This is a genomic window from Embleya scabrispora DSM 41855 (assembly GCF_000372745.1).
GTDB classification, from domain to species: domain Bacteria; phylum Actinomycetota; class Actinomycetes; order Streptomycetales; family Streptomycetaceae; genus Embleya; species Embleya scabrispora.
Window position 1 is genome coordinate 49479 of record NZ_KB889682.1, and the last position, 22932, is coordinate 72410.

The 22932-nt window shown below is 69.9% G+C and carries 22 protein-coding genes and 1 pseudogene; 16 read left to right on the forward strand and 7 right to left on the reverse strand.

Annotation, left to right across the window (positions count from 1 at the left end):
• Positions 1–48 precede the first annotated feature (48 nt).
• Together A3IC_RS57365 and A3IC_RS57370 are read left to right on the forward strand one after the other, a co-directional pair.
• Entirely contained in the window at positions 49–1551 is a 1503-nt protein-coding gene (locus A3IC_RS57365) for an ATP-binding protein (RefSeq protein WP_020553823.1), read from the forward strand.
• A gap of 170 nt (positions 1552–1721) precedes the next feature.
• Complete coding sequence (locus A3IC_RS57370) at positions 1722–2102, forward strand: hypothetical protein (RefSeq protein ID WP_245599685.1); 381 nt, start codon at positions 1722–1724, stop codon at positions 2100–2102.
• Between the two features lie 816 nt (positions 2103–2918).
• Here the strand turns inward: A3IC_RS57370 and A3IC_RS0130265 are convergent.
• A complete protein-coding gene (locus A3IC_RS0130265) occupies positions 2919–3533 on the reverse strand; it encodes a TetR/AcrR family transcriptional regulator (protein ID WP_020553827.1) in 615 nt (204 codons plus the stop codon).
• Positions 3534–3676: 143 nt separating this feature from the next.
• Between A3IC_RS0130265 and A3IC_RS0130270 the strand changes: the two genes are divergently transcribed.
• On the forward strand, positions 3677–5227 hold the full coding sequence (locus tag A3IC_RS0130270) for an MDR family MFS transporter (protein ID WP_026218911.1): 1551 nt from the start codon (positions 3677–3679) through the stop codon (positions 5225–5227).
• 252 nt (positions 5228–5479) lie between these two features.
• Here the strand turns inward: A3IC_RS0130270 and A3IC_RS0130275 are convergent, their stop codons facing one another.
• Positions 5480–5863, reverse strand: a complete 384-nt coding sequence (locus A3IC_RS0130275) for a winged helix-turn-helix transcriptional regulator (RefSeq protein WP_020553829.1) — start codon at positions 5861–5863, stop codon at positions 5480–5482.
• Between the two features lie 76 nt (positions 5864–5939).
• Here A3IC_RS0130275 and A3IC_RS0130280 point away from each other — a divergent pair, with 76 nt between their 5' ends.
• Complete coding sequence (locus tag A3IC_RS0130280) at positions 5940–6350, forward strand: RidA family protein (protein WP_026218912.1); 411 nt, start codon at positions 5940–5942, stop codon at positions 6348–6350.
• Between the two features lie 361 nt (positions 6351–6711).
• Here A3IC_RS0130280 and A3IC_RS0130285 read toward each other — a convergent pair whose 3' ends face one another.
• On the reverse strand, positions 6712–7305 hold the full coding sequence (locus tag A3IC_RS0130285) for a TetR/AcrR family transcriptional regulator (protein WP_020553831.1): 594 nt from the start codon (positions 7303–7305) through the stop codon (positions 6712–6714).
• 394 nt (positions 7306–7699) lie between these two features.
• On the opposite strand from A3IC_RS0130285, the gene A3IC_RS0130290 reads away from it, so the two are divergent.
• Genes A3IC_RS0130290 through A3IC_RS0130335 form a run of 10 tightly spaced genes read left to right on the forward strand, consistent with a single transcriptional unit; the run spans position 7700 to position 19476 of the window.
• A complete protein-coding gene (locus A3IC_RS0130290; protein ID WP_020553832.1) occupies positions 7700–8377 on the forward strand; it encodes a hypothetical protein in 678 nt (225 codons plus the stop codon).
• Positions 8370–9749 carry a glutamine synthetase family protein gene (locus A3IC_RS0130295; protein WP_040877393.1) on the forward strand — a complete coding sequence of 460 codons (1380 nt, stop codon included), beginning with the start codon at positions 8370–8372 and terminating at the stop codon, positions 9747–9749. Before A3IC_RS0130290 ends, A3IC_RS0130295 begins: the two co-directional genes overlap by 8 nt.
• 22 nt (positions 9750–9771) lie before the next feature.
• Positions 9772–10857 (forward strand): Zn-dependent alcohol dehydrogenase, encoded by a 1086-nt coding sequence (locus A3IC_RS0130300; RefSeq protein WP_020553834.1) that lies wholly within the window; start codon positions 9772–9774, stop codon positions 10855–10857.
• Entirely contained in the window at positions 10835–11596 is a 762-nt protein-coding gene (locus tag A3IC_RS0130305) for a gamma-glutamyl-gamma-aminobutyrate hydrolase family protein (RefSeq protein ID WP_020553835.1), read from the forward strand. The genes A3IC_RS0130300 and A3IC_RS0130305 overlap by 23 nt, the downstream gene beginning before the upstream one ends.
• Positions 11583–13082, forward strand: a complete 1500-nt coding sequence (locus tag A3IC_RS0130310; RefSeq protein WP_020553836.1) for an amidase — start codon at positions 11583–11585, stop codon at positions 13080–13082. Before A3IC_RS0130305 ends, A3IC_RS0130310 begins: the two co-directional genes overlap by 14 nt.
• Complete coding sequence (locus A3IC_RS0130315) at positions 13079–14563, forward strand: aldehyde dehydrogenase family protein (protein WP_020553837.1); 1485 nt, start codon at positions 13079–13081, stop codon at positions 14561–14563. The genes A3IC_RS0130310 and A3IC_RS0130315 overlap by 4 nt, the downstream gene beginning before the upstream one ends.
• Positions 14564–14576: 13 nt before the next feature.
• Positions 14577–16067 carry a flavin-containing monooxygenase gene (locus A3IC_RS0130320; RefSeq protein WP_020553838.1) on the forward strand — a complete coding sequence of 497 codons (1491 nt, stop codon included), beginning with the start codon at positions 14577–14579 and terminating at the stop codon, positions 16065–16067.
• Positions 16064–16942, forward strand: a complete 879-nt coding sequence (locus tag A3IC_RS0130325) for an NAD(P)-dependent oxidoreductase (RefSeq protein ID WP_020553839.1) — start codon at positions 16064–16066, stop codon at positions 16940–16942. Before A3IC_RS0130320 ends, A3IC_RS0130325 begins: the two co-directional genes overlap by 4 nt.
• Before the next feature lie 10 nt (positions 16943–16952).
• A complete protein-coding gene (locus A3IC_RS0130330) occupies positions 16953–17843 on the forward strand; it encodes a phytanoyl-CoA dioxygenase family protein (RefSeq protein WP_020553840.1) in 891 nt (296 codons plus the stop codon).
• A gap of 52 nt (positions 17844–17895) precedes the next feature.
• The gene (locus tag A3IC_RS0130335; protein ID WP_020553841.1) at positions 17896–19476 is read left to right on the forward strand and encodes an AMP-binding protein; all 1581 of its coding nucleotides are present in this window, start codon (positions 17896–17898) and stop codon (positions 19474–19476) included.
• A 180-nt stretch (positions 19477–19656) separates the two neighbouring features.
• Here the strand turns inward: A3IC_RS0130335 and A3IC_RS0130340 are convergent, their stop codons facing one another.
• The 3 genes from A3IC_RS0130340 to A3IC_RS57380 all read right to left on the reverse strand — a co-directional run bounded on the left by A3IC_RS0130340 (position 19657) and on the right by A3IC_RS57380 (position 22024).
• Positions 19657–20598 (reverse strand): ornithine cyclodeaminase family protein, encoded by a 942-nt coding sequence (locus A3IC_RS0130340; RefSeq protein WP_020553842.1) that lies wholly within the window; start codon positions 20596–20598, stop codon positions 19657–19659.
• Positions 20595–21197 (reverse strand): aminotransferase class I/II-fold pyridoxal phosphate-dependent enzyme, encoded by a 603-nt coding sequence (locus tag A3IC_RS57375; protein ID WP_321184149.1) that lies wholly within the window; start codon positions 21195–21197, stop codon positions 20595–20597. The genes A3IC_RS0130340 and A3IC_RS57375 overlap by 4 nt, the downstream gene beginning before the upstream one ends.
• Before the next feature lie 470 nt (positions 21198–21667).
• Positions 21668–22024 (reverse strand): hypothetical protein, encoded by a 357-nt coding sequence (locus A3IC_RS57380; RefSeq protein ID WP_158696154.1) that lies wholly within the window; start codon positions 22022–22024, stop codon positions 21668–21670.
• 17 nt (positions 22025–22041) lie between these two features.
• Here A3IC_RS57380 and A3IC_RS73705 point away from each other — a divergent pair.
• Both A3IC_RS73705 and A3IC_RS69010 read left to right on the forward strand, forming a co-directional pair.
• Positions 22042–22191 (forward strand): annotated as a pseudogene (locus tag A3IC_RS73705) (creatininase family protein); the annotation flags it as partial.
• Positions 22192–22205: 14 nt separating this feature from the next.
• Positions 22206–22538 (forward strand): hypothetical protein, encoded by a 333-nt coding sequence (locus tag A3IC_RS69010; RefSeq protein ID WP_020553846.1) that lies wholly within the window; start codon positions 22206–22208, stop codon positions 22536–22538.
• A 98-nt stretch (positions 22539–22636) separates the two neighbouring features.
• Here the strand turns inward: A3IC_RS69010 and catC are convergent, their stop codons facing one another.
• Positions 22637–22930, reverse strand: a complete 294-nt coding sequence (gene catC / locus A3IC_RS0130370; protein WP_020553847.1) for a muconolactone Delta-isomerase — start codon at positions 22928–22930, stop codon at positions 22637–22639.
• Positions 22931–22932 lie beyond the last annotated feature (2 nt).

The window sequence follows — 22932 nt, forward strand, 5'->3', positions numbered from 1 at the left end:
ACCCTCGGACGCCGGCGGTGGTTGTCGCCACGGAGTCTTCGTCCCCGGTTGGTTGTCGCCTTTCTGCTGGTTGCTGCATTCAGCGCCCTGATCACTTCCGCGCTGACGTTCGACAAGGCCCGCGACGCGATCCTCGATCGCGCCGAGAGCGCCGCGACCGACGAACTGCGCGCCCAACTCGACTCGCGCGCGGCCGATCTACCGTATCCGCCCAGCAGCGAGGACCTGTTGCGACTGACCGTCCTGCTCGACCGCGCGGGCACTCCGCGCGGTTGGCGGACGCACGTCTCCTACCAGGACGGCCCGCTCGTCCCCGCCGAGGCGCCCGGTGATCCCGGCGTGATCACCGCGAGCCTGCGGTCCGCGTTGTTGCGGGAGAACGGCGCGGTGGCCCAGCGCGTCACACGGCCCGGCGGCCCGTGGCTGGTCGTCGGGATGCCGGTCACGCACACGCGGCAGGACGACGCCCCCACCCGGATCGTGGTGTACGCCGAAATGTCCCTGCGCGGCGAGCAGGCCGACATCCACGCCCTGGTCACCGCAGCCCGCTACGGCGCCATCCCCGCCGTCGCGCTCGCCCTCGTCCCGGCGCTCATCGCCGCCGCGCACGTGCTGCGCCCGGTACGACGACTGCGCGCGGGAGCCCACCGCATCACCGAGGGCGCACTCGACACCCGCATCCCCGTCCGCGGCAACGACGAACTCGCGGACCTGATCACGACGTTCAACACCATGGCCGACACCATCGAACGCGACGCCACCGAACGCCGCCGCCTCGAAGCCGGCGCCCGTCGGTTCGCCGCCGACGTCTCTCACGAACTGCGCACCCCCCTCGCGGCGATGGTCGCCGTCACCGAGGTTCTCGACGAGGACACCGCCCACCTGGACCCCGACACCTCCGAAGCGCTTCGACTGGTGGCCGAGGAGACCCGCAAACTCGCCCGCATGGTCGACGACCTCATGGAGATCTCCCGCTTCGACGCCGGGGCCGCGATCCTGCACACCGACGAGGTCGACGTCGCCGCCGCGGTACGCCGGACCCTCCGGGCCCGCGGCTGGAGCGACCGGGTCGACACCGAACTCGCCGAAGGGATCCGCGTCGTACTCGACCCTCGACGCTTCGACGTCGCCCTCGCCAACCTGGTCGGCAACGCCCTGCGCCACGGCGGCAGCCCCGTCCGGGTCGAGCTGCGCCGCGCCGACGCCCGGGTCGTGCTCGACATCGTCGACCACGGTCCCGGCATCGATCCGGCGGTGCTCGCCCACATCTTCGACCGCTTCTACAAGGGCGACTCGGCCCGGACCCGATCCGAGGGCAGCGGCCTGGGACTTGCCATCGCCCGCGAGAACGTCCACCTGCACGGCGGCACCCTGCGAGCCACCACCGCCCCGGGCGAGGGCACCGTGTTCACCATCGAACTCCCCCTGGTACCGCCCTCCACCCCGCCGGACCCCCGACGGCTCGACGACATCGGCACACACGGAACCGATCACGACGACGCGCCTGCTTCGTCGGGCGAGATCGCACACCGACGTCCGGAGGATCAGTGAAACTCCCCACCGCCGCAGTCGCCGCCCTCACGGCCGCCCTCGTCGCCGGATGCGGCATCTCCGCCACCAAGCCACACGGAGTCGGTCCGCCTGCCAGTGGCGTTCCTCAGATCGGCGCCGTCCCCGACCGGACTCGTCTGTTCTTCGTGTCCCTCGACGGTGTCCAAGCCGTGTCCCGACCCACCGACACGACCCTCGACCCCCGCGAGGCGCTCGCACTGCTGCTGGAAGGACCGACCGTGGCCGAACAGCGGCAGGGATTCGCGACCGCCCTGACGAACGTGGCCGGCCGGGTCGGCGTCGACACCGGGGACGGCAGCGTCACACTCACGCTGCCCCTCGACGCCGGCCGAGTGCCGGTGGAGGCGATCCACCAACTCACCTGCACCGCGGCCAACGCCCGGATCCCGGGCGGCCGACCCGTCACCGACGTCGACGTCAACTTCCGCGAACTCGGCAAGCCGGGCGTGTGGGGTCCCCTACACTGCGACATCGCCGGCTACTACGCACGGCCCGAGCAGCCCTCCTCCCAGGCGAGCCCTTCCGGCTGAGATCCCCGGACCGAGGCAAGCCCGGACCGGGAATCCGACCGGTGGCGCGGAACCGCACGGCAGGCGTCCCGTCGACCTGGTTCGGCCCGGCATCGACGCGAGGGCACCGTGCGCGCCGGCGCGGCGGCGCGGTATCGACGAGTACGACCGGGGTGCCGAAGAACCCGGGCGGCAGGCGCACCACGCCCCCACGCGTCGGGGTGGGCGAACCGGGCGGTCATAGCGCCGTCACCCGCGACTTTGGCCTCGTCTTCGCCGCTCAAGACCTCATCGCCACCCACGACCACCACGCCCTCGCCTCGACCGCCTGACCCACAGCCTGCCCCGGGACGTACGCGCCGGCGACGAACTCCGCGAGCACATGCGGGCGTTGCCGCCGGCCGTGAATCCCACGGACGACCATCCGCGCCGTGACCATCGGCCCTCGCCCCGGCCGTGCCCTGATGAGACAGACCCCGACGATCGGCCGGCGCCGAATCCGGCCTCACCGTGGCCGAACCCGATCCCGACCCAGTCCACCAACGGCCGGACCCCCGGGCCCGGTCACGCCGGACAAGACATCGTCCGCCCGCATCACGGACTGGCGTCCGCCGGCACGACGGGTATGGCGAAGGCCCGGCCGAACGTGCGCCTGGAGGAGGACGCGGCCGAGGCCGCCCGCCAGCCCGCCGAAACCAGGCACATGACCCTGCAGCAGCACATCGAACACCTCATGCGCAGCGACACCGATCCGTTGCGCGCGGCGATCGTGGGCGCGGCGCGCGAGGTGATCGCCGAGTACGGGGATCTCATACACCGCCGCGTGAAACGCCTGTGTCAGGACCTCCGAGTCCTTGACGTGATGCTCTGCCAGCCGTGTTCCAGGAGGTCGAAGGCGCGGTTGATGGCTTCGGCTCTGTCGTTGTGGTGGCGGGCGGCACGGGGTGCTTCGAGGGCGAAGTGGGCCAGGGCGGTGCAGGCCGAATCGTTCGCCGGAAGGCCGCTTTCCTCGGCGATGATCCTGGCCAGGGCCGTCGTGTTCGCCAGCCATGCGGCGTGCTGGTAGTCGAGTAGCGCCGGGGTTGTGTTGACCAGATCGAGGAAGGCGACGACGCCGGGTTCGTCTCCGGGGTTGATCTGTCGGTAGCGCAGGGCGTGCTCGCGCAGGGCAGCGGGGATGGACTGGCCCCGGGGGCGTTCGCGCACCACGGCGAGTTGGTGGGCCTTCATCTCGTCCTGCCGGTCGAAGACCAGGGCCTCTTTGCCCGAGAAGTGCTTGAAGAGCGTGGTGGTGGACACGTCGGCGGCGTCCGCGATCTCGCGGATGCTGACGTCGTCGTAGCCGCGCTCCAGGAACAGATGCAGCGCGGCGTCGGCGATCGCCTGGCGGGTAGCGGCCTTCTTGCGCTCACGGCGGCCCAGTGGTGCGGGCGCGGCGCCGGTCTCGGTCATATGCGGAGCCTACCCTTCGATTGCCCAACTTCAAAAGTGCATTGGTTGCACTTAGTTTACGAGTGTGCTCTTCTGGGGTGGCGGTCGTGGGGCACTGCCCGACCGCCTCCTTCTCTTCCCCTGCCCGAAAGGAGCGATCAGTCATGTCTGCATCCCTCCCCTCCGCCGACTCGGCAACGCCCGCCGCCGAACCGAAGAACGTGCGCTGGGTACTGCTCGGCGTGATGTTCGCCATGCTCTTGTCGATGCTCGACAACATGGTCGTCGGCACCGCGATGCCCACGATCGTCGGCGACCTCGGCGGCTTGGAGCACATCTCCTGGGTCGTCACCGCCTACACCCTCGTCACCGCCGTCACGACTCCGGTCTGGGGCAAGTTCGGTGACCTCATCGGCCGCAAGCCCATGTACCTGGCCTCGATCGCGGTGTTCGTCGCCGGATCCGCACTATGCGGCCTGTCCCAATCGATGACCCAGCTGATCGTCTTCCGCATCGTGCAAGGCATCGGCGCAGGCGGCATCGGCGCGGGCGCCTTCGCCCTCATCGGCGCCCTCGTCCCGCCGCGCGAACGCGGCAAGTACCAGGGCATGGGCGCGTCCATCATGGCGATCGGCACCATCGGCGGCCCGCTGCTCGGCGGGTTCATCACCAGTCACTTCGGTTGGCGCTGGGCCTTTTACGTCAACCTGCCGCTCGGCCTGCTCACCCTGGGGTGGCTGTGGCTGGCACTCCACGTACCCGCCAAGCGCATCAAGGCGAGGATCGACTGGGCAGGCATCGTACTGCTGACCCTCACCATCAGCGCGATCGTGCTCGCCGCCACGTGGGCCGGCGCCACCTACGCCTGGGGGTCCTGGCAGATCCTCGCCCTGGCCGCCGTCGCCGTCACCGGACTCGCCGCGTTCATCGCGGTGGAGCGGCGGGCTGCGGAGCCGCTGCTGCCGCCGACAGTGTTCACCGACCACCGCAACTACCCGCTCGCCGCCGTCCTGATCCTGGTCGCCGGCGTCGTCATGTTCGGCGCCGGACTCTACCTGCCGCTGTTCCAACAAACCGTGCAGGGCACCTCGGCCACCCACTCGGGCCTGCTCATGCTGCCCATGATGATCCCCGTCGTTATCGTCTCCGCGATCGCAGGCAAGGTGATGTCCGCCACCGGCCGCTACAAGATCTTCCCCGTCCTGGGCACCACGTTCCTGGCCGCGGGCCTCGGCCTGCTGGCCACCATGAACACCGCGACTTCACCGGGGACGACCGCCCTGTACATGGTTCTGGTCGGCATCGGCCTCGGCTTCACCCTGCAGATGGCCTCCACCATCGCCCAAAACAGCGTGTCCATGCGGGACATGGGCGCAGCCATGAGCTCGGTCAACCTCTTCCGCACCCTCGGCGGCTCCCTCGGCGTGGCCCTGTTCGGCGCGCTCTTCACCCGCTCCCTCCACTCCCACGTACCCGCCGCAGCGAGCGACACCGCAACCGACCCCGATGCCCTGGACCGGCTTCCCGCCGCCGCAAGGCACGCCTACCTGCAAGCCGTGACCGACGGCACCCACCAGATTTTCCTCGCCGCGGCGATCGCCTGCGCCGTGGCGTTCCTCGCCGCCCTGTTCGTCATCGAAGTGCCACTGAAGAAGGTCGGCCCGCCGCCCGCCGTCGATGCCCCTACGAACACTCCCGCCACCACCGCCCACTGACACCCCGTCACCACCCGGCACAGCACCCGTGTGCTCGCCACGCCTCCACCCACTGGCGGACGGTGTGGGCGGGCCTCGGCCGTCGCGCGCCGGGGCCGGTGGTGTTCGCGGGTGAGGACGCGGTGCACGGTCGCCGGGGCCGCCGCTCTACGGCAAGGCATCGGACGGCGGGTATACGACAGGCGTGGCGGTCCGGCACTCGAACACCCCGGTCCGGGAGCAACGTCCCGAACCAGAGCCGTCAAGTACTGATCAGCTATGCGAGAACAGGGCTGTCTCCTCTCTCGTGTCGAAGGCTTCACGGGCATGGGTGATGGCGGGCATGTTCTCCGAGGCCCACGCCATCAACGCGTCGACGGGAGGCCGCAGGGTCTTGCCGAGTGGCGTGATCCGATACCTGATCGCGACCGGGCGGGTGGAGACGACCTCGCGCTCGATCACGCCGTTTCGCTCGAGTCGTCGCAGCGTCGCGGTCAGCGACTTCTGCGTGACCTGCGGGATGGCCCGACGCAACTCGTTGAAGCGGCAAGGGCGTTCGCACAGTTCGCCGAGAACGCTGAGCGACCACTTGTCGAGGACCTGATCGAGCAGTTCGCGATGCGGAGGGCCGATGAGGAATTCACTCTCGGTATCCATGGAGAAACCTGGTCTCGTTGAAGTGTCCTTCTTCAACTAGGTAGCTTACAGATACCTACTCAGAGGGAGAACCCCGATGACTGTTCGGCACTTCACGCCGGAAGGCATGCTGCAACCGGCTCCGTATCACCACGTGGCCCTTGGTACCGGCGCGACACACATCCACGTCAGTGGCCAGGTCGCACGGCGGGCCGACGGGACTCCGGTCGCTCCCGGCGATCTGGCCGGGCAGGTCGCCCAGGCGCTGCGCAACACGTCCGTCGGACTGGCAGGCGCGGGCGCGTCGTTCGCGGATGTACTGCGCCTGACGTTCTACGTGACCCGATGGAGCCCGGAGAAAATCGGCGACTTCATGGCCGGTGTGGAGTCCGTCGCCGACGAGATCGGCCTTCGGCTCCCCATGCCGCCGGCCTCTTTGATCGGTGTCGAGTACCTCTTCGAGCCGGATGTGCTCGTGGAGGTCGAGGCCACCGCGCTGCTCGACTGACCGCTGAGGCGTGTCCTCCGGCCTCGCCTCCACGCGACCACGGACACCGGAACCGAGAACCCGGTTGGCCCGCGGTGCCAACCGGCACCTCGTCCTCGTCCCACTCCGGCGCATCCGGATCGCGCAGCGGGTGCGGTCCGGATGCGCCGCCGGGCTCGAAGCCTCGGAGACCGAGACGGGCATGTGGAAGGACCTGCGCGCGCCCCTCCCCGAGGCGCACGCCCACGGCCCGGACATCCGCCTGACGACCACTCCGGGGCAACTCGCCGACTACGCCCCGGTCCTCGCTGCGAACAACCGACTGGGCAAGGCCGTCCCCTTCGGATCACCTCGCACCCGGAGAGCCCGGCGCGAGCCCCCGTTACGTGCGCGGTTGTACCGAGTCGGCGATGTCGACGATGGCACGGGAGATCGCGTCGAGTTCGGGCTCGCTCACGCCTCCCGTCCCCGCAGCGAGATTTTGCATGTAGATACCGTCGATCGCGCCCACCGCGTAGCGTGCCAGCAGCGTGACGTCCCTGTCCTCGAGGTCGACCGCTCGCGCGAGCTCGTCGGCGAACGCGCTGATGAAAGCCTGATAGCTGTCGGCCGCGTGTTGCTCCTTGTGCTTGGTGCGCAGCGCCCACAACAGCAACTCGTACTGGGCGATGGCCAGTTCCCGCTCGGTGCGCAACAGGTTCTGGAACCGGCCGATCAGTGAGCGCACGATCTCCTGGCAGCTGTGGGCCTGCGCCGATTCGGGGCTCGAATTTATGATCCTGGTGCGTAGCGCGTCGTCGACCGCAGCGTAGATCTCACCCTTGCCCTTGAAGCTGTAGTGCAACGAGGCAAGGTTCACTTGGGCTTCGTCGGCGATCCTTCGGGTGGTCGCGGCGGCGAGCCCGTCACGAGCGATGACCTGCGTGGCCGCCTCGACGATGCGCGAGTGCCGTTCCGCCGCCGTCAGGTATCCCATGTCGCCACCATCGCCCCCTGTTCTGTCCGTCCTGGTCACCACGCCGTACGAGCGCGACGGCCAGGTTATCCGGGCGGCGACGGATATGCCGCCCGCCCATGTGCCGACGGCATGGCGCGCGGGTCGGCCCCGCCCTGTTCGCCATCCGCTCGGCGGGCCGTGCCGCGTGCTCTCGGCGCCGATCGTACGCACCCATTGACGGAATCCCGACCCCCACTTAATCTCAGTCACCTGATTCAAGTCAGTCGACCGACTGACATTGGCTGAGTGGCTGCACTCCTCCTCGTAGCCCGTCGCCGGCAGCGTTCCGCCACCCGGCGGTCCGCGCGGATGCCGGCGACCCCCTCGTTCGCGCAGTCCCCGCTCCCGGCCGGGACGCCAGAGAGAAGGCCCCATGACCGACACCCGAGCGGCGGCGGACCCGCGTCCGCCGGTCCCGGACGGCATCGACGAACCCCCTCGTCCCGCTCCGACGGTGACCACCGAAGCCGACCCCACGCCGATCGTGCGGGCCGTGGCGACCCGGATCCGCGTGGCGCTGCGCAGCCCCGGCGGTCGCGGCGCCCTGTACCGCCTTCCCGGACCGGGCCCGATCGTGCTGCGTTCGAGCGTCGACACACAGCGCGTGACGCTGACCCGCACCGCCGAGGGCCTGCACCTGGACACGCCCGCCCCCGCCGCACCGGCAACGACGCTGGACGTCGACCCGCTCGCCCTCACCGTGTCGTCCGCGAACGCCGACGTGCTCGCCGTCGAGGTCGTCTCGGCCCTGGTGAACCCCGAACCACCGGCCCTCGCCGCCGCCGGCCACGAGTTCTGGGCGCTGTCCGCCTCGCTGCCCGGCATGCCCGGCCTCGTCCTGCACGCCCTCGACACCGGCGAGGTGGTGCGCGTCGGGCCCCAGGAGCGGCCGTACGAAATTCACGGCAGCGACCTGGATCTGCGTCGGTTGACGGCCGGGTTCGACTGGCTCGTGCACAGCGTGCGTGCGGGTCGGTTCGCCATCGAGGGGACGCATCGTCAACTGTCCGTGGTCACCGGAGCCTCGATGAAGGCGGTCTACGATGTCTGATTCCCCCACCGTGGCCGAGCGGATCGACGCCGACGCAGTACGGGCGTACCGCGTGCAGACCGTGACCCTGGACGGTGTGCTCGTCGGAAAGCACCTGTCGCCGCGGAAGTTCGTCTCCGGAGCGGAGTCCGGCTGGGGCTTCGCCGACGTGGCCCTCGCCGTCGACCTGGCCAACAGCGCCCAACTCGGCTTCGATTTCGGCGACTGGCGCGGCGAGATGCGCGACGTGATCCTCAAGCCCGACCTCGACACCCTCGCCCCGGACGCGGCGCTGCCCGGACTCGCCTCGGTGATGTGCGATCTCGTCGACCGCACTGGTACTGCGCTTCCCGTGTGCTCACGATCCACGCTCAAGCGGGTGATCGGGGAACTCGCCGCGCTGGGCTACACCGGCAGGGCCGCCGTCGAGATCGAGGCGACCGTCTTCGAGGAATCCGTCGAACAGGCCCGAGCCCAGGGCTTCAAGAACCTGCATCCCCTCGGCGGTACGCACGGGGGCATCTACGTGCTCAGCCGCTCCAGGGACTTCACCACGTTGCTGGACGCGATGGCCGCGCGCATGGACGAGGCCGGCATCCCGTGGGAGGGCTGGGCCGACGAATCCGCGCACGGCCAGATCGAGATCAACCTGCCGCCCACCGACCTGCTTACCGCCGCCGACCTGTACGTGCGGACCAAGCAGGTGATGCGCGAGGTCGCCTACGAACACGGGCGCACCGTCACGTTCATGGCCCGCTGGTCGCCGGACCAGTACGGTCAGGGCGCGCACATCAACCTCTCCCTGCGACGGGACGGCGAGGACGTCTTCGTCGACCCCACCTCACCCGGGCAACCGTCAGAGACGATGCGGCGCTTCATCGGCGGTGTGCTGCGCACGCTGCCCGCCGCAAGCTCCTTCCAATACCCGACGGTCAATTCCTACCGGCGGATCGTCGAGTTCGACGGGCCGCCGACGACCGCGACGTGGGGCGTGGACAACAAGAGCACCGCGGTGCGCGCGATCTGCGGTTCGGCGAAGCTGACCCGCGTCGAGTACCGGGTGCCGTCCGCCGACGTCAACATCCACCTGGCGATGGCCGCGTTCCTCGCCGGCGGGGTCATCGGGCTGCGCGAGCGCGTCGATCCCGGCCCGGCCTGCACCGTCATGGCCTGGGGACTGCCCCCGGGGGCGCCGCGGCTGCCTGCCACGTTGTCACAGGCCGTCGCGGCGTTGGCTGCGGACTCCGAGCTGACCGAGATCCTGGGCGCCGAGTTGGTCGACTACTGGATCGGCACCCGCCGTTGGGAATGGCTCCAGTTCCACACCACCGGGGGAGACCCCGAGGCCGGCGTCTCGGACTGGGAACTCGAGCGCTACTTCGAACACGTGTGACCCCACAAAAGGGAGGACCCCGATGAGGGCCGCAGTACTCAACGCCGCCCCCGGTCGGCTCGACGTCGAAGACCTCGAACTCGACACACCCGGCCCCCGGGAGGTCGTGGTCCGCACCGCGGCGGTCGGTCTGTGCCACAGCGACCTGCAGTACATCGACGCGCACTGGTCCACCGCCCTGCCCGAAGTCCTTGGGCACGAGGCGTCCGGCGTCGTCGAGGCGGTGGGCACCGAGGTCACCGCCGCGGCTCCGGGTGATCACGTGGTCACCTGCATGACGGCCTTCTGCGGGCGCTGTCGATACTGCGTCGAGGGACGGCTCACCCTGTGCGTCGACCATGCCAGGCTCCGCACCCGTCCGCGCCCGGCGTTGCTGAACCATCGCGGTGTCGCGGTGGGAAGGATGGGCGGGATCGGTGCCTTCGCCGAGACGATGCTGGTGCACGAGAACAGCGTGGTGCCCATCGGCCGAGACATCCCCTTGGACCGTGCCGCCCTGCTGGGTTGCGCCGTGATCACGGGAGTCGGCGCCGTTTGGCACAGCGCTCGGGTGCGGCCCGGAGCGACCGTGGCCGTGATCGGTTGCGGCGGCGTGGGGCTGGCCGTCGTTCAGGGCGCCCGTCTGGCGGGCGCCGGCCGGATCATCGCGGTCGACATCGACGAGCACAGCCTGGAGCAGGCGCGTCGGCTCGGCGCGACCGCCGGCGTGAACGCGAGGACCGAGGACGTCGTGGACGTGGTACGGCGCCTGTCGTCGGGCGGCGTCGACTACGCGTTCGAGGCCATCGGCCGGGGCGCCACCGTCGAGCAGGCGTTCGCCGTGCTCGCACCGGGCGGTGTCGCGACGGTGCTGGGCATGGTGCCCGACGACCAACCCCTGCGCATCACCGCCTCGGAGCTGTTCTTCCGGGAGAAGAGGCTGCAGGGCTCGCTCCTGGGCTCCCATCACTTCCCCGCCGACATCCCCCGCCTGACCGAGCTGTACGCGCAGGGCCGTCTCGAACTCGACGGCATGATCTCGCGGCGGATCGGCTTCGACGACCTCGAATCGGGTCTGGCGTCCCTGCGTGAGGGAGGGGTGAACCGTGTCGTCGTGGAATTCGCCTGAGCGGCCGCGACGGCCGCTGATCGGGATCACCGGTCGGCGCGCGAGCGCCGGACGGCTCGACGTCGAACCCCGCTATCGCACCCGCGAGTTCGACATGCACTACGCGGACTTCGCGGTGCGACTGGCCGAGACGGGCGCCGTCCCGGTGCAACTGCCCTATGAGGCGGTCGGCCGGGACCTCGTGGATCGGCTCGACGCCCTCGTGGTGTCCGGAGGCCAGGACGTCCACCCCGCGACGCTGGGCATCGACGCACCACCCGCCGATCCCGACAGCGATCCCCGCCGAGACCTCCACGAGATCGCGTTGATCACCGACGCGATCGAACGGGGGATGCCACTGCTCGGCGTCTGCCGAGGACTGCAGATCCTCAACGTCGCGCTCGGGGGCACGTTGATTCCCGACCTCGCCACCGGCGCGATCGACCACCGATCGCCCGGAAGGGGGGTCGCCGACGAAACCCACGATGTCCGGTTCCGGGCCGGGTCGACCATGGCCGGGATCCACGGAGATCGAACCCTGGTGAATTCGCTGCATCACCAGGCCGTCGACCGGCCCGGCTCGGGACTGACCGTCACCGGGTGGGCCCCCGACGGCGTCGTGGAAGCCGTCGAGCTGGGCGGCGCACCGGTGGTCGCCGTGCAGTGGCATCCCGAGTGGCGCAAGCACGATCCGATCTTCTCCTGGCTCGTCCGCGCGGCGGCATCGGCGCACAAGGAGGAACTCCATGGAACTGCGTGAGTACGCCCACACCGACGCCACCGGGCTCAAGGACCTTCTGGACCGGCGCGAAGTCACCCCCGGCGAGGTGTTCGACCTGGCGCGCGCCGCGATCGAGCAGGTCGATCCGGTGCTCGGCGCCGTGGTCGGGGAGGTATTCGACGAGCCTTTGGCCTACGCGTCGTCGGGGCCGTTCGGCGGTGTTCCCTTCGCCGTCAAGGACCTGCTGTGTACGGCGGCGGGGGTGCGGAACGAGAACGGCAGCGCGTTGATGGCCGGACACGTGTCGCCGCGCGACTCGCACCTCATGGCGCGCTGGCGGACGGGCGGGCTCGCCGTGCTCTGCCGTACGAGCACACCGGAATTCGGCTTCAGCGCGACGACCGAACCGGCGACGCACGCTCCCACCCGCAACCCCTGGAACCCGGACCGCGTGGCGGGGGGATCCAGCGGCGGATCCGCGGCGTTGGTGGCCGCGGGGGCACTTCCCTGGGCCCACGCGAACGACGCGGGAGGATCGATCCGTACGCCGGCCGCCCTGTGCGGTGTGGTCGGGCTCAAACCCTCGCGCGGACTCGTGCCCCCCGGTCCCGACGCGGACGAACCGCTGTTCGGCCTCACGGCCGAGTTCGCCGTCACCCGAAGTGTCAGGGACGCCGCGGCGCTGCTGGACTTGGTGCACGGAAGCGCGCCGGGCGACCGCTACCACCTCCGGCGTCGAGCTCCGGGTGAGTTCGTCGCCGCGCTCGGGCATCGGCCTCGCGGCCTGCGCGTGGCCGTGTCCACGGGCTCGCCGGACGCGCGCGCCGACGCGGCCGTCGCAGCCGAGGTCGCCCGGGTCGCCGGGTTGCTGGAGGAGTTCGGCGGGCGCGTGGAATGGGCGGAACCGGTGGTCGACGACGAACGTCTGCGCGATCTCCATTTGACGTTCTGGTCCGCCTCGATCGCCGACACCCTCCGAGCGCTGACCGGCGGGCAGGACGTGGAGGACGCGCTCGCGCTCGTGGAGACCGCGACTGCGGCGATGGTGCGCCACGGGCTGTCGCTGCGGTGGCAGGACGTGTCCCGAGCACGCGCTTACCAGAACGAACTCACCCGCTCCACAGCCGACTTCCTCGACGGATTCGACCTGGTCCTGTCCCCGGTGACGCGATCCACGGCCTGGCCGATCGGTGAACTCGACTCGAACCGACCCGGCATCGACGCCCGTGGCTGGGTGGACACGCTGTCGCGATACTCGCCGTTCACCGCCGTCCACAACGTGACCGGTCGGCCGGCGATCTCGGTGCCCACGGGCATGTCCGCGGGACTGCCCGTCGGGGTCCAACTGGCGGCGGCACCGGGCCGTGAAGACCTGCTGCTGGCCGTGGCCGCGCAGCTCGAAGAGGCGGCCCCCTGGCACGCACGCGTTCCGCCCGTCCACGCGGGCGGCTCCCGGGCCGTGCCGCGGCCGGGCCGCCCCGCGGCCGAGAACCGAGCCGAGAACCGAGAAGGCGAGGGACGATGAACACCCGAGACGAGTGGACCCGGTTCGCGTCGGCGCTCACCGTGCCGTCCGCGATGTGGCTGGACGGACAGTGGTGCGACGGTGCCGACGGCGCTCGACACGACGTCGTGTCACCGCACACGGGGAAGGCCGTCGCGAGCGTCCCGATGGCCACACCCGCGGTGGTCGACCGGGCCGTCGCCGGAGCGCGTACGGCATTTCGGGACGGGCGATGGTTGCGGATCGGCGCCCGGGAGCGGGGCGCGGTGCTGCGCCGCTGGGCGGATCTGATCCACCGGCGCCGAGACGAGCTCGCCGCGCTGATCACCCTCGAGATGGGGAAGCCGGTGGTGCAGGCACGCGACATCGAACTGCACGCCGTCGAGGCGACGTTTCGCTGGTACGGCGAAATCGCCGACAAGTTGCTCGACGAGGCCCCGCGGAGCCTGACCGACGCCGTCGCGCTGGTCACCCGCGAGCCCGTCGGGGTCGTCGCCGCCATCACGCCGTACAACTTCCCCCTGACCCTGAGCGCCTGGAAGATCGCGCCGGCCCTGCTCGCCGGCAACAGCATCGTGGTCAAGCCCGCGACCCAGTCGCCGCTGTCCCTCCTGCGACTGGCCGAGCTCGGCTCCGCGGCGGGCCTTCCCGACGGCGTGCTCCAGGTCGTCACCGGTGCCGGCGCCGGCACCGGGTCGGCCCTCGCACGGCACATGGACGTCGACTGCCTCACGTTCACCGGATCTCCCGAGGTCGGCAAACGGTTGCTCACCTACTCCGGGGAGTCGAACGCGAAAGCGGTGCACCTCGAACTCGGCGGCAAGAGCCCGCAACTGGTGTTCGCCGACGCGCCGGACCTCGCCGAAGCCGCGAGAACCGTAGCCTGGGCGATCACCTTCAACGCCGGTCAGATGTGCACGGCGGGCTCTCGGCTCCTGGTCCAGGACACCATCGCCGAACGGTTCGTCGCGGCCGTGATCACCGAGATCGAAAACACCCCGATCGGCGACCCGTTCGACCCCTCGACCCGGATCGGCCCGGTCGCGAGCGCACAGCACCGCGCCGACATCCTGGCGCACGCCAGGACCGCCGTCGCGCAGGGAGCGACGCCGGCGCTGGGCTCCCTGAAGGCGCGGGAGGGCGAGGGTTCGTACCTGGATCCGATCGTATGCACCCACGTGCGGCCCGAGCACGACCTGTTCCGGCAGGAGGTGTTCGGATCGGTCCTCGCGGTCACCACCTTCACGGACGCCGACGAGGCGATCCGGCTGGCGAACGATTCGCCGTTCGGACTCGGGGCCGGCCTGTGGACCTCGAACCTCTCCCGCGCGCACCGCCTCTCCCGGGAGATCGACGCCGGACTGGTCTGGGTGAACTGCTACGAGGAAGGGGACCTTTCGGTGCCCTTCGGCGGTCGCAAGCTGTCCGGCCACAGCGTGGACAAGAGCATCCACGCCCTCGACAAGTTCACGTCGACGAAGACGACGTGGATCCGTCTCTGACCGAAAGCGCACCATGACAACCAGCGACAAGAGCGGACACATCGCGATCATCGGGACGGGATTCTCCGGTCTGTGCATGGCGATCGCGCTGAAGAGAAAGGGCATTCACGACTTCACCCTGTTCGAACGCGCGGATGACATCGGCGGCACCTGGCGCGAGAACACCTATCCCGGCGCGGCCTGCGACGTGCCCGGCGTCCTGTACTCGTTCTCGTTCGCACAGAACCCGAACTGGACCCGGATCTACCCGCCGTGGGACGAACTGCACACCTACCTGCGGTCGGTCGCCGAGCGATTCGACGTCCTGCGGCACATCCGATTCCGCACCGAAGTGTGCGAGATGCGCTTCGACGAGCGCACCCTCACCTGGGATCTCCAACTCGCCTCCGGTGAAACCGTCGACGCCTCCGTGGTCGTCAACGGCTCGGGCGGGCTCAGCCGACCCTTCATCCCCCGGTTGACCGGCCTGGAGTCCTTCGAGGGCACCATCTTCCACTCGGCCCGGTGGCAGCACGACCACGGCCTCGCCGGCAGACGTGTCGCCGTGATCGGCTCCGGCGCCAGCGCCATCCAGTTCGTGCCCGAGATCGCCCGCCGTGCCGACACGCTGTACGTCTTCCAGCGCACGCCGCACTGGATCATGCCCCGCGGCGACGCCCCGCTGTCCGCGGCCACGCGAGCGATGTTCGCCCGCAGTCCCGCCCGGCAGCGACTGCGACGCTGGCGCACCTACTGGGAATTCGAGTCCCTCGCCCGGGCCTTCCTGGGAAACCGCAAGCTGATCGAGCGATTTCGCGCATCCGCCCTCGAATACCTGCACGCGCAGGTGCCGGATCCGCACCTGCGAGCGAAGGTCACCCCCGACTACGACCCCGGCTGCAAACGGCGGCTCGTCTCCGACGACTGGTATCCCACGCTCCGCCGCGCCAACGTACACCTGGTCACCGACACCATCGCCGAGATCCGACCGCACGCTGTGGTCACCTCCGACGGCACCGAACACGAAGTCGACACGATCGTCTTCGCAACCGGGTTCACCCCGACCGACTTCCTGGCCCCGATGAAGGTCTTCGGCCGCGACGGCATCGAACTGCTCGACGCCTGGCGGGACGGCGCCGCGACCAGACTCGGCATCGCCACCTCGGGCTTTCCGAACCTGTACTTCCTCAACGGACCCAACACCGGGCTGGGACACAACTCGATCGTCTTCATGATCGAGGCACAGGCCCGGTACATCGCCTCGGCGATAAGCCGCACGCGTGAGGCCGGCGTCGATGCCGTCGACCTCGACCGCAAGGCGCAGACCCGCGACTACGCATCCACCCAAAAACGCATGCGGCGAACGGTATGGGCGTCCGGCGGCTGCACCAGTTGGTATCAGTCCGCCGACGGACGCATCGACACTCTCTGGCCGGCGACCACGGTCGAGTACTGGCTGCGCACGAAGTTCTTTCGCATGTCGCACTACCGCCGACTGACCACACAGGAAGGCCGATCCACATGAACGTATCGCTTCTGGGCACCGGGCTGATGGGATCCGCGCTCGCCCACGCACTGCTACGCAACGGCGTCCGGGTGACCGTGTGGAACCGCACACCCGCCAAGTGCGAGCCCCTCGCCGACGCCGGCGCGGCCGTGGCCGAGTCCGCCCGCAGCGCGGTGCAGGCGAGCCCGATCGTCGTCATCAGCCTCCTGGACTACGACGTCGCGAGATCGGTTCTCGCCGAATGCGGTCCGTTGACGGGCAAGACCATCGTCAACACGCCCACCGAATCCCCCGACGAGGCGACCTCGCTCGCCGCGTGGATCGAGAGCGAGGGCGCACGGTATCTCGACGGCGCCATCGCGGCCTACCCGCAGGACATCGGAACCGAGGCATCCGCCGTCAACTACTCCGGATCCGAGCAGGCGTGGGAAGAGCTTCGCGACCTTCTCCTGCCCCTCGCCGCCCAGTCGCGATTCGTCGGAACCCGTCCCGGTGCCGCGAACGTGATCGACGCCGCGATGGCGGGCGCGTTCTTCAACGTCGCGCTCGGGGCCTTCCACGAGGCGGCCGCCTACGTGCGAGCCGAAGGCGTCGCGGTCTCCGAGATGCGCCACATCCTCCACCTGTGGACCGGCAAGCTGCTCGAACTGCTCCAAGAGGCCGTCGACACGTTCGAGACCGGCGACTACACGACCGACCAGGCGACGCTCGACGTCTACGCCGCCGCCACGAAGTCGTGGCAACAGTCGATGCTGCGCGCGGGACAACGCGCGGCCTTGATGACGGCGAACCTCGAAAACCTCGAACGCGCCTGCGCGGCCGGATACGGCCACCTGGGCGTCTTCGCCCAGATCGAAATCCTGTCCACCCCGTCCGACACCACCGACCGCTGAAGGACACCCCATGACCACCGCGACGAGCCTGGCCACCCTGCCCGGCGCCACCACCACCGTCGACGAGGTCGTCGACATTATCCGCCGCGACGGCGGCGTCATCGTCGACGGCTTCCTCGAGCCGTCCGTCCTCACCGAACTGCGCCGCCAACTGGAGCCGATCCTCGACGAAACGCGATGCGGCGACGACGCGTACTTCGCCGGCACGAACACCCGACGCGCCGGCGGACTGTTCGGCCGACTCGACGTGATGCCGCAGATCGCCCTGCACCCCCTGTACCACGGCGCCGCCAAGAAGATCCTCCAGAAGCCCGTCCCGATCTGGGCCGGACAGGACCGGATCGAGATCGTCCCGGACATCCAGATCGGCGTCACCCAGGCCATCCGCATCCATCCCGGGCAGGGCGAACAGCCGCTGCACCGCGACGACTCCAGCTTCCTGTGGCGGCACCCCGACTACGGCCGCGAGGGACGCGTGCAGATCATGGTCGCCGTCAGTGACTTCACCGCGGACAACGGCGGCACCCTGGTCGTCGCGGGCAGCCACCGATGGGACGACGAACGCCCGCCCCGACGCGAGGAGGCCGTCTCCGCGCGCATGCGCGCGGGGTCGGCACTGATCTGGATCGGGTCGACCTATCACGGCGGCGGCAACAACTCCTCGAACGCCCCGCGGACCGGTGTGACCATGGCGTTCGACCTCGCGTGCCTGCGCCAGGAGGAGAACCAATATGTGTCGATCCCGCGAGAGCGGCTGCTCGGCCTGTCCGAGGAGATCCAGCGGCTGCTGGGGTGGGGCTCCGGCGCGAACCTGATGGGCTACGTCGAACGCGACGGCCAGATGGTCGACGTCCACACCCTGCTCGCGGACGAACCCGTCGAACTGCCCACCGTGCGCTGACCCGGGTTCGCACCGGGAGCGTCCCCGCGTCCTCCTCCGAAGGAGTCCTCCGTTGAGCTTCGCCAGTCCGCATCCGGACGTCGACATACCCGAAGTACCCGTCCACCGGTTCCTGTTCGGAGCCTTCGAGGACGGTCACCTCGACAAGCCCGCCCTGATCGACGACCCGACGTCCTCGATCGTCACCTACCGTCGACTCCTCGACGAGATCGAGGCCGTCGCGGGTGCGCTGGCCGGCAGGGGCCTCGCATCGGGCGACGTGGTCGCCATCCACGCACCGAACAGCCCCTCGTTCGCGGCGGTGCTGCACGGCGTCCTGCGCGCCGGCGGCACCGCCACCACGATCAACGTGCTGTACACCGCCGGCGACATCGCCGCCCAATTGCGCGACGCGTCGGCGAAGTTCCTCGTCACCGTCGACGCACTCCTGCCACAGGCACGCTCGGCCGCCCATCTGGTCGGGATGGCCGTGGAACGGGTGATCGTGCTGGACGGGGCCGCCGGGCATCCCTCGCTTCGCGAACTGCTCGACCAGAGGTTGTCGGCACCGGACGTGGTGATCGAACCGCGCACGCACACGGCCGTGCTCCCCTACTCCTCCGGCACCACGGGGCGGCCCAAGGGCGTCATGCTCACGCATCACAACCTGGTCGCCAACGTCTGTCAGATCGCGAAGCCGACCGGAATCAGGGACAGCGACCGAATCCTCGCGGTACTGCCGTTCTTCCACATCTACGGACTGACCGCGCTCCTGAACGCCGCCCTGTACCACCGGGCCACGCTCGTCACGATGCCGCGGTTCGACCTCGCCGACTTCCTCGGCGCCATCGAACGGCACCGTTGCACCTATCTGCTGATCGCACCACCGGTCGCTCTGGCACTCGCCAAGGACCCGTCGGTCGATCTCCACGATCTGTCGAGCGTGCACACGATCTGTTCGGGCGCGGCACCGTTGGACGGGGCCCTGGCCCAAGCGGTGGCGACTCGACTCGCGTGCCGGGTCTACCAGGGATACGGGATGAGCGAACTCAGCCCGGTGAGCCACACGGTCGGCGTCGACGAAGACGCCCCGGCCGACTCCGTCGGGAGACCGGTCGCGAACACCGTCAACAAGATCGTCGACCCCGAGACGGGAATCGAGGTGGCGCTGCCCGAGAACGGCCGCAGCGCACCGGGCGAACTCTGGGTCAAAGGACCGAACGTCATGGCCGGGTATCTGGGAAACGAGGCCGAGACCCGCGCGACGATCGACGCCGAGGGTTTTCTGCACACCGGAGACATCGCCGTGGTCGACTCCGACTCCACGATCTATATCGTCGACCGACTCAAGGAACTCATCAAATACAAGGGCTACCAAGTGCCTCCGGCCGAACTGGAGGCGGTTCTGCTCGGCCACCCGATGATCACCGACGCCGCCGTGATCGGCGTACCGACCGAAGCGGGAGAGGTACCCAAGGCGTTCGTCGTGCGTGGGCACGGTGCGCAACTCTCCGAGGAGGCCGTGATGTCGTTCGTCGCCGACCGGGTCTCCCCGCACAAAAAGGTGCGCCAGGTGGAATTCATCGACGCCATACCCAAATCGGCCGCGGGAAAAATCCTGCGAAAGGACCTGCGGGCCTTGCACCGCGGCTGATCCTCCGCCCCAAGGATTGCCGGTGGTGGGTTCCGGCCCGGGGACGGGTGACGGTCCGCATCTCCGCATCGAGGTCGAGGTGCGTCCCGGGACGGGACCGTCATCGTGCGCGAGGTCATGGGCGCGTGGCGCAAGGGTCACCGTGTTCATCGGTGGGGTCGGGCGGCAGGCGGGGGCGGCTCAGGGCAGCAGGTTGCGCAGGACGGCCGAGGAGAGGGCGGCGTCGAGCGCGCCGACGCCGGTGAGGTCGGCGACGGTGATGGCGGTGCGCGGTCGGTGGGGTGGGTCCTTCAGAAGCAGGCCCGCAGCGTGGTCGGCGTGCCTGTCCACGATGCCGCTGCGGACCGCGTGGCCGAAGTCGCCGTGGTCGAGGCACTGTTCGCGGTCGTCGGTGGCTATCAGCTGTGCGCGGCCGAAGAGGGCTGCGGGCAGTTCGTTCTTGTGGGGCATGTCGGCGCCGATGCCTGTGACGTGTGTGCCCTCGCCGACGGCCTGCGCCTCGAGGACGGGGGTGGTGGCGGGGGTGGCGGTGACGATGATGTCGGTTTCGGCTGCCGCGCGGGCGCCGGCGGGGCGGGCATGGAGCCCTTGCGTGTTCAGCCACGCGCAGAGGTCCTGTGCCCGGTGCGGGGCACGGCTGTGGACCAGGACATCGGTGAGGGGGCGGAGCCGGGCGAGCCACGTCACTTGGAGGCGGGCCTGTTCGCCGGTGCCGAAGACGGCCAGGGTTGTGGCGTCGGGGCGGGCCAGGGCGTGGGTGATCAGTGCGCCTGCGGCCGCGGTGCGCAGGGCGGTCAACAGTCCGCCGTCGTTCAGGAGGGCGCGGACTCGGCCGGTGCGCGCGTCGAGCGCGCAGACCAGGCCGTGGTTGGAGGGGAGCCCCTCGTGGTGGTTGCGGTAGAACCCGGTGGCGATCTTGACGGTGAAGGTGTCGGAGCCGGCGATCCAGCCGGCTTTGACGTGACAGTCCCCTTCGGCGTCGGGGAAGTCCAGATGCAGGGGTGCGGGGACGGTGGTACGGCCTTCGGCGTGGGCGATCAGGGCCTCGCGGACGGTCTTCATGACCAGATGGGGCGGCGCGGCCTCGGCGATGGCGGGTCTGTCGAAGAGGGGGAGGCTCACCGGTGGTCTCGCATCCATGAGGTGAAGGCGTCCAGGCCCCGTTCGGGGTGGGCGCGGCCGATCCCGATGCGGAACCGGTCGACGGGTGTCGGGGTGAGGTCGGAGTGGTAGATGCTTGCGGGCAGCAGGAGGACGCCGGCTTCCTCGACCAGGCGGGTACAGAAGGTCTCGACGCCCTCGGCTCCCAGGTGGCGGGGGTACGCGACGCAACCGCCGTCGGGGGCCTGCCAGTCGAAGTGTTCGGGGAACCAGGCGAAGAACGCGTCGAACACGGGGAGGTTCGCGGCGATCAGGGCCCGGTTGCGTTCGAGGATGATGGTGCGGGACTTGAGGGCGATGCGGGCCAGGACCTCGCTGGGCCCGGCGTTGCAGATGGTGGTGTAGTGCTTGGCCCGTTCCAGACGCGAGCGCAGGGCGGCGTCACGGCAGGTGATCCAGCCGACGCGCAATCCGGGCAGACCCAGGGACTTCGAGGTGACGTTCAGGGACAGGGCGCGCGGGGACAGATCGGCGGCGTTGGGCAGCGTGCGTCGGGTGTCGCGCTCGAGGCCGCGATAGACCTCGTCGCCGAAGAGGTGGATGTCGCGTTCGTCGCACAGCCGGGCCGGCGCGGCGAAGTCGGCCGCGTCGGCCCGATGTGCGGGGCCGGAGCGTTGCGCGGGCTCCCGACATCGACCACCGCGACCCGGCGCCGGCCCGGCCCAGGAGCAGGGCTGCGTTCAGTCCCGCCGCGCCCGCACCAACAACCACCACGTCGTACACGTCATCGTCGGCGGCGGCGTTTCGTACATTGTTCGTCGTGTCGTTCATGGCGATCACCTCCGCCTTGAGCGTGCCTCTCCGGTCGTGCTGCCGGCAAACATCCTTGCTGTTCCCGCAACAACCGCCGTCGCCGAGTCGCGTTGTCGGGCGCCTTGCCCGGAGGCCACCGGTCAGGCCCTGATCACCTTGCCGTCACGAGTGTCGTCGGCTCGGCCGGCTCAGCCGGGTGGTCGCGGCCTCGCGGAGGGCCTCGCGGACGAACCGGGTCGGGGTGAGGGGGCGGTGGTCGACGGTGGCCGCAGCCATGTCACCGTGGCGTCCGGATCGCCGCTGGGCAGCACGACCCGGGAACCCGGCCCGACCTGACGCACGCCGCCCCCGGTTCGACATCGGAGGCGGATCCCTCGCTCCGAGGAGGCACCAGGAAGCCGATGCGGTGCCGCCGGTGATCGTGGATCACCGCGCCGAGTGGTACCGCACGCTCGTGCAGCAGCCGCAGGGCCGCCAGGCCGAGGGGCGCGTCGACCGCGATCACGTCGAACGTGACGCCGGTGGCGGCCGACTGTGGGCCCCGCGGGGAGGCGTTGTACACGCCGAGTTGTCTCGATGGCGTAGTCGCCGTGGTCGTGTCGTCGCCGTTCACGCGGGAGGCGGTGGAATTCATGGCGGGAGACCTCCCGGCTGCGCGACCTCACCGGCCCAGACATCGCCGCCCGGGCGGCGGACGAGGTGCTGTTCCTGCCGCTCGGCTCGATCGAGCAGCACGGCCCGCACCTGCCGGTGGGACACCGACACGCACATCGCCGAGCGCTTCGCCGCCGCCTCGTGCGCCGCACCGGCGGCACGTGCTGGTCAACGGCCACTTCGAGAACACCGCGCCGGCCGTCGAGGGCGTCGACCTGGCAGAGGGTGGCCATGCCGGCGGTGATGGACTCGTCGACGACAACGGCCTCCGGGGGCAGCAGGGCTCCGACGACCGCCGCCCGGTTGTCGACGGTCGGTTCACCGTGCGGCAGCAGCGGCGGCGACGGCGACAGTGGGGCGAGGATCGGTTCGGTGTCCGGCGCGACCGGGTCGGCCGGCATGTCCAGGTCGAGCAGGGTGTCGGCGCCTGTGTCCTCGGCGAGGACGTGCACGCGGGTGTCGGGGGGCGTCGGCAGGCTGGTGCGGCCGGGTAGGCGAACCGGAGGGCGGCGTGCGAGCTCCGGTCGGCGGGCGGGGGATGGCCGTCGCCCGTGTACGCGACGGCGACCGCAGGTTCCCCACGTCGTTCCGGTCAGGGCGCTTCGCACGTGGTCGTCTTGGAGGGATGGCGCGCCAGGGCGGTAACCTCGATGTCCATGTAAGGGAAGAGGGGCAGCGCGGAGAGCAACTCGTGCAGTTCGTCGTTCGATTCGACGTCGAAGACCGAGAAATTCGAGTACTCGCCGACGATTCGCCACAGGTGCGGCCACTTGCCTTCGCGCTGGAGCCGCTGACTGTAGGCCTTCTCACGAGCCACGATGTCGGCCCGTGTCGCGGGGTCGAGGTCGGTCGGAAGGCGGACATCCATCCGGACGTGGAACAACATCG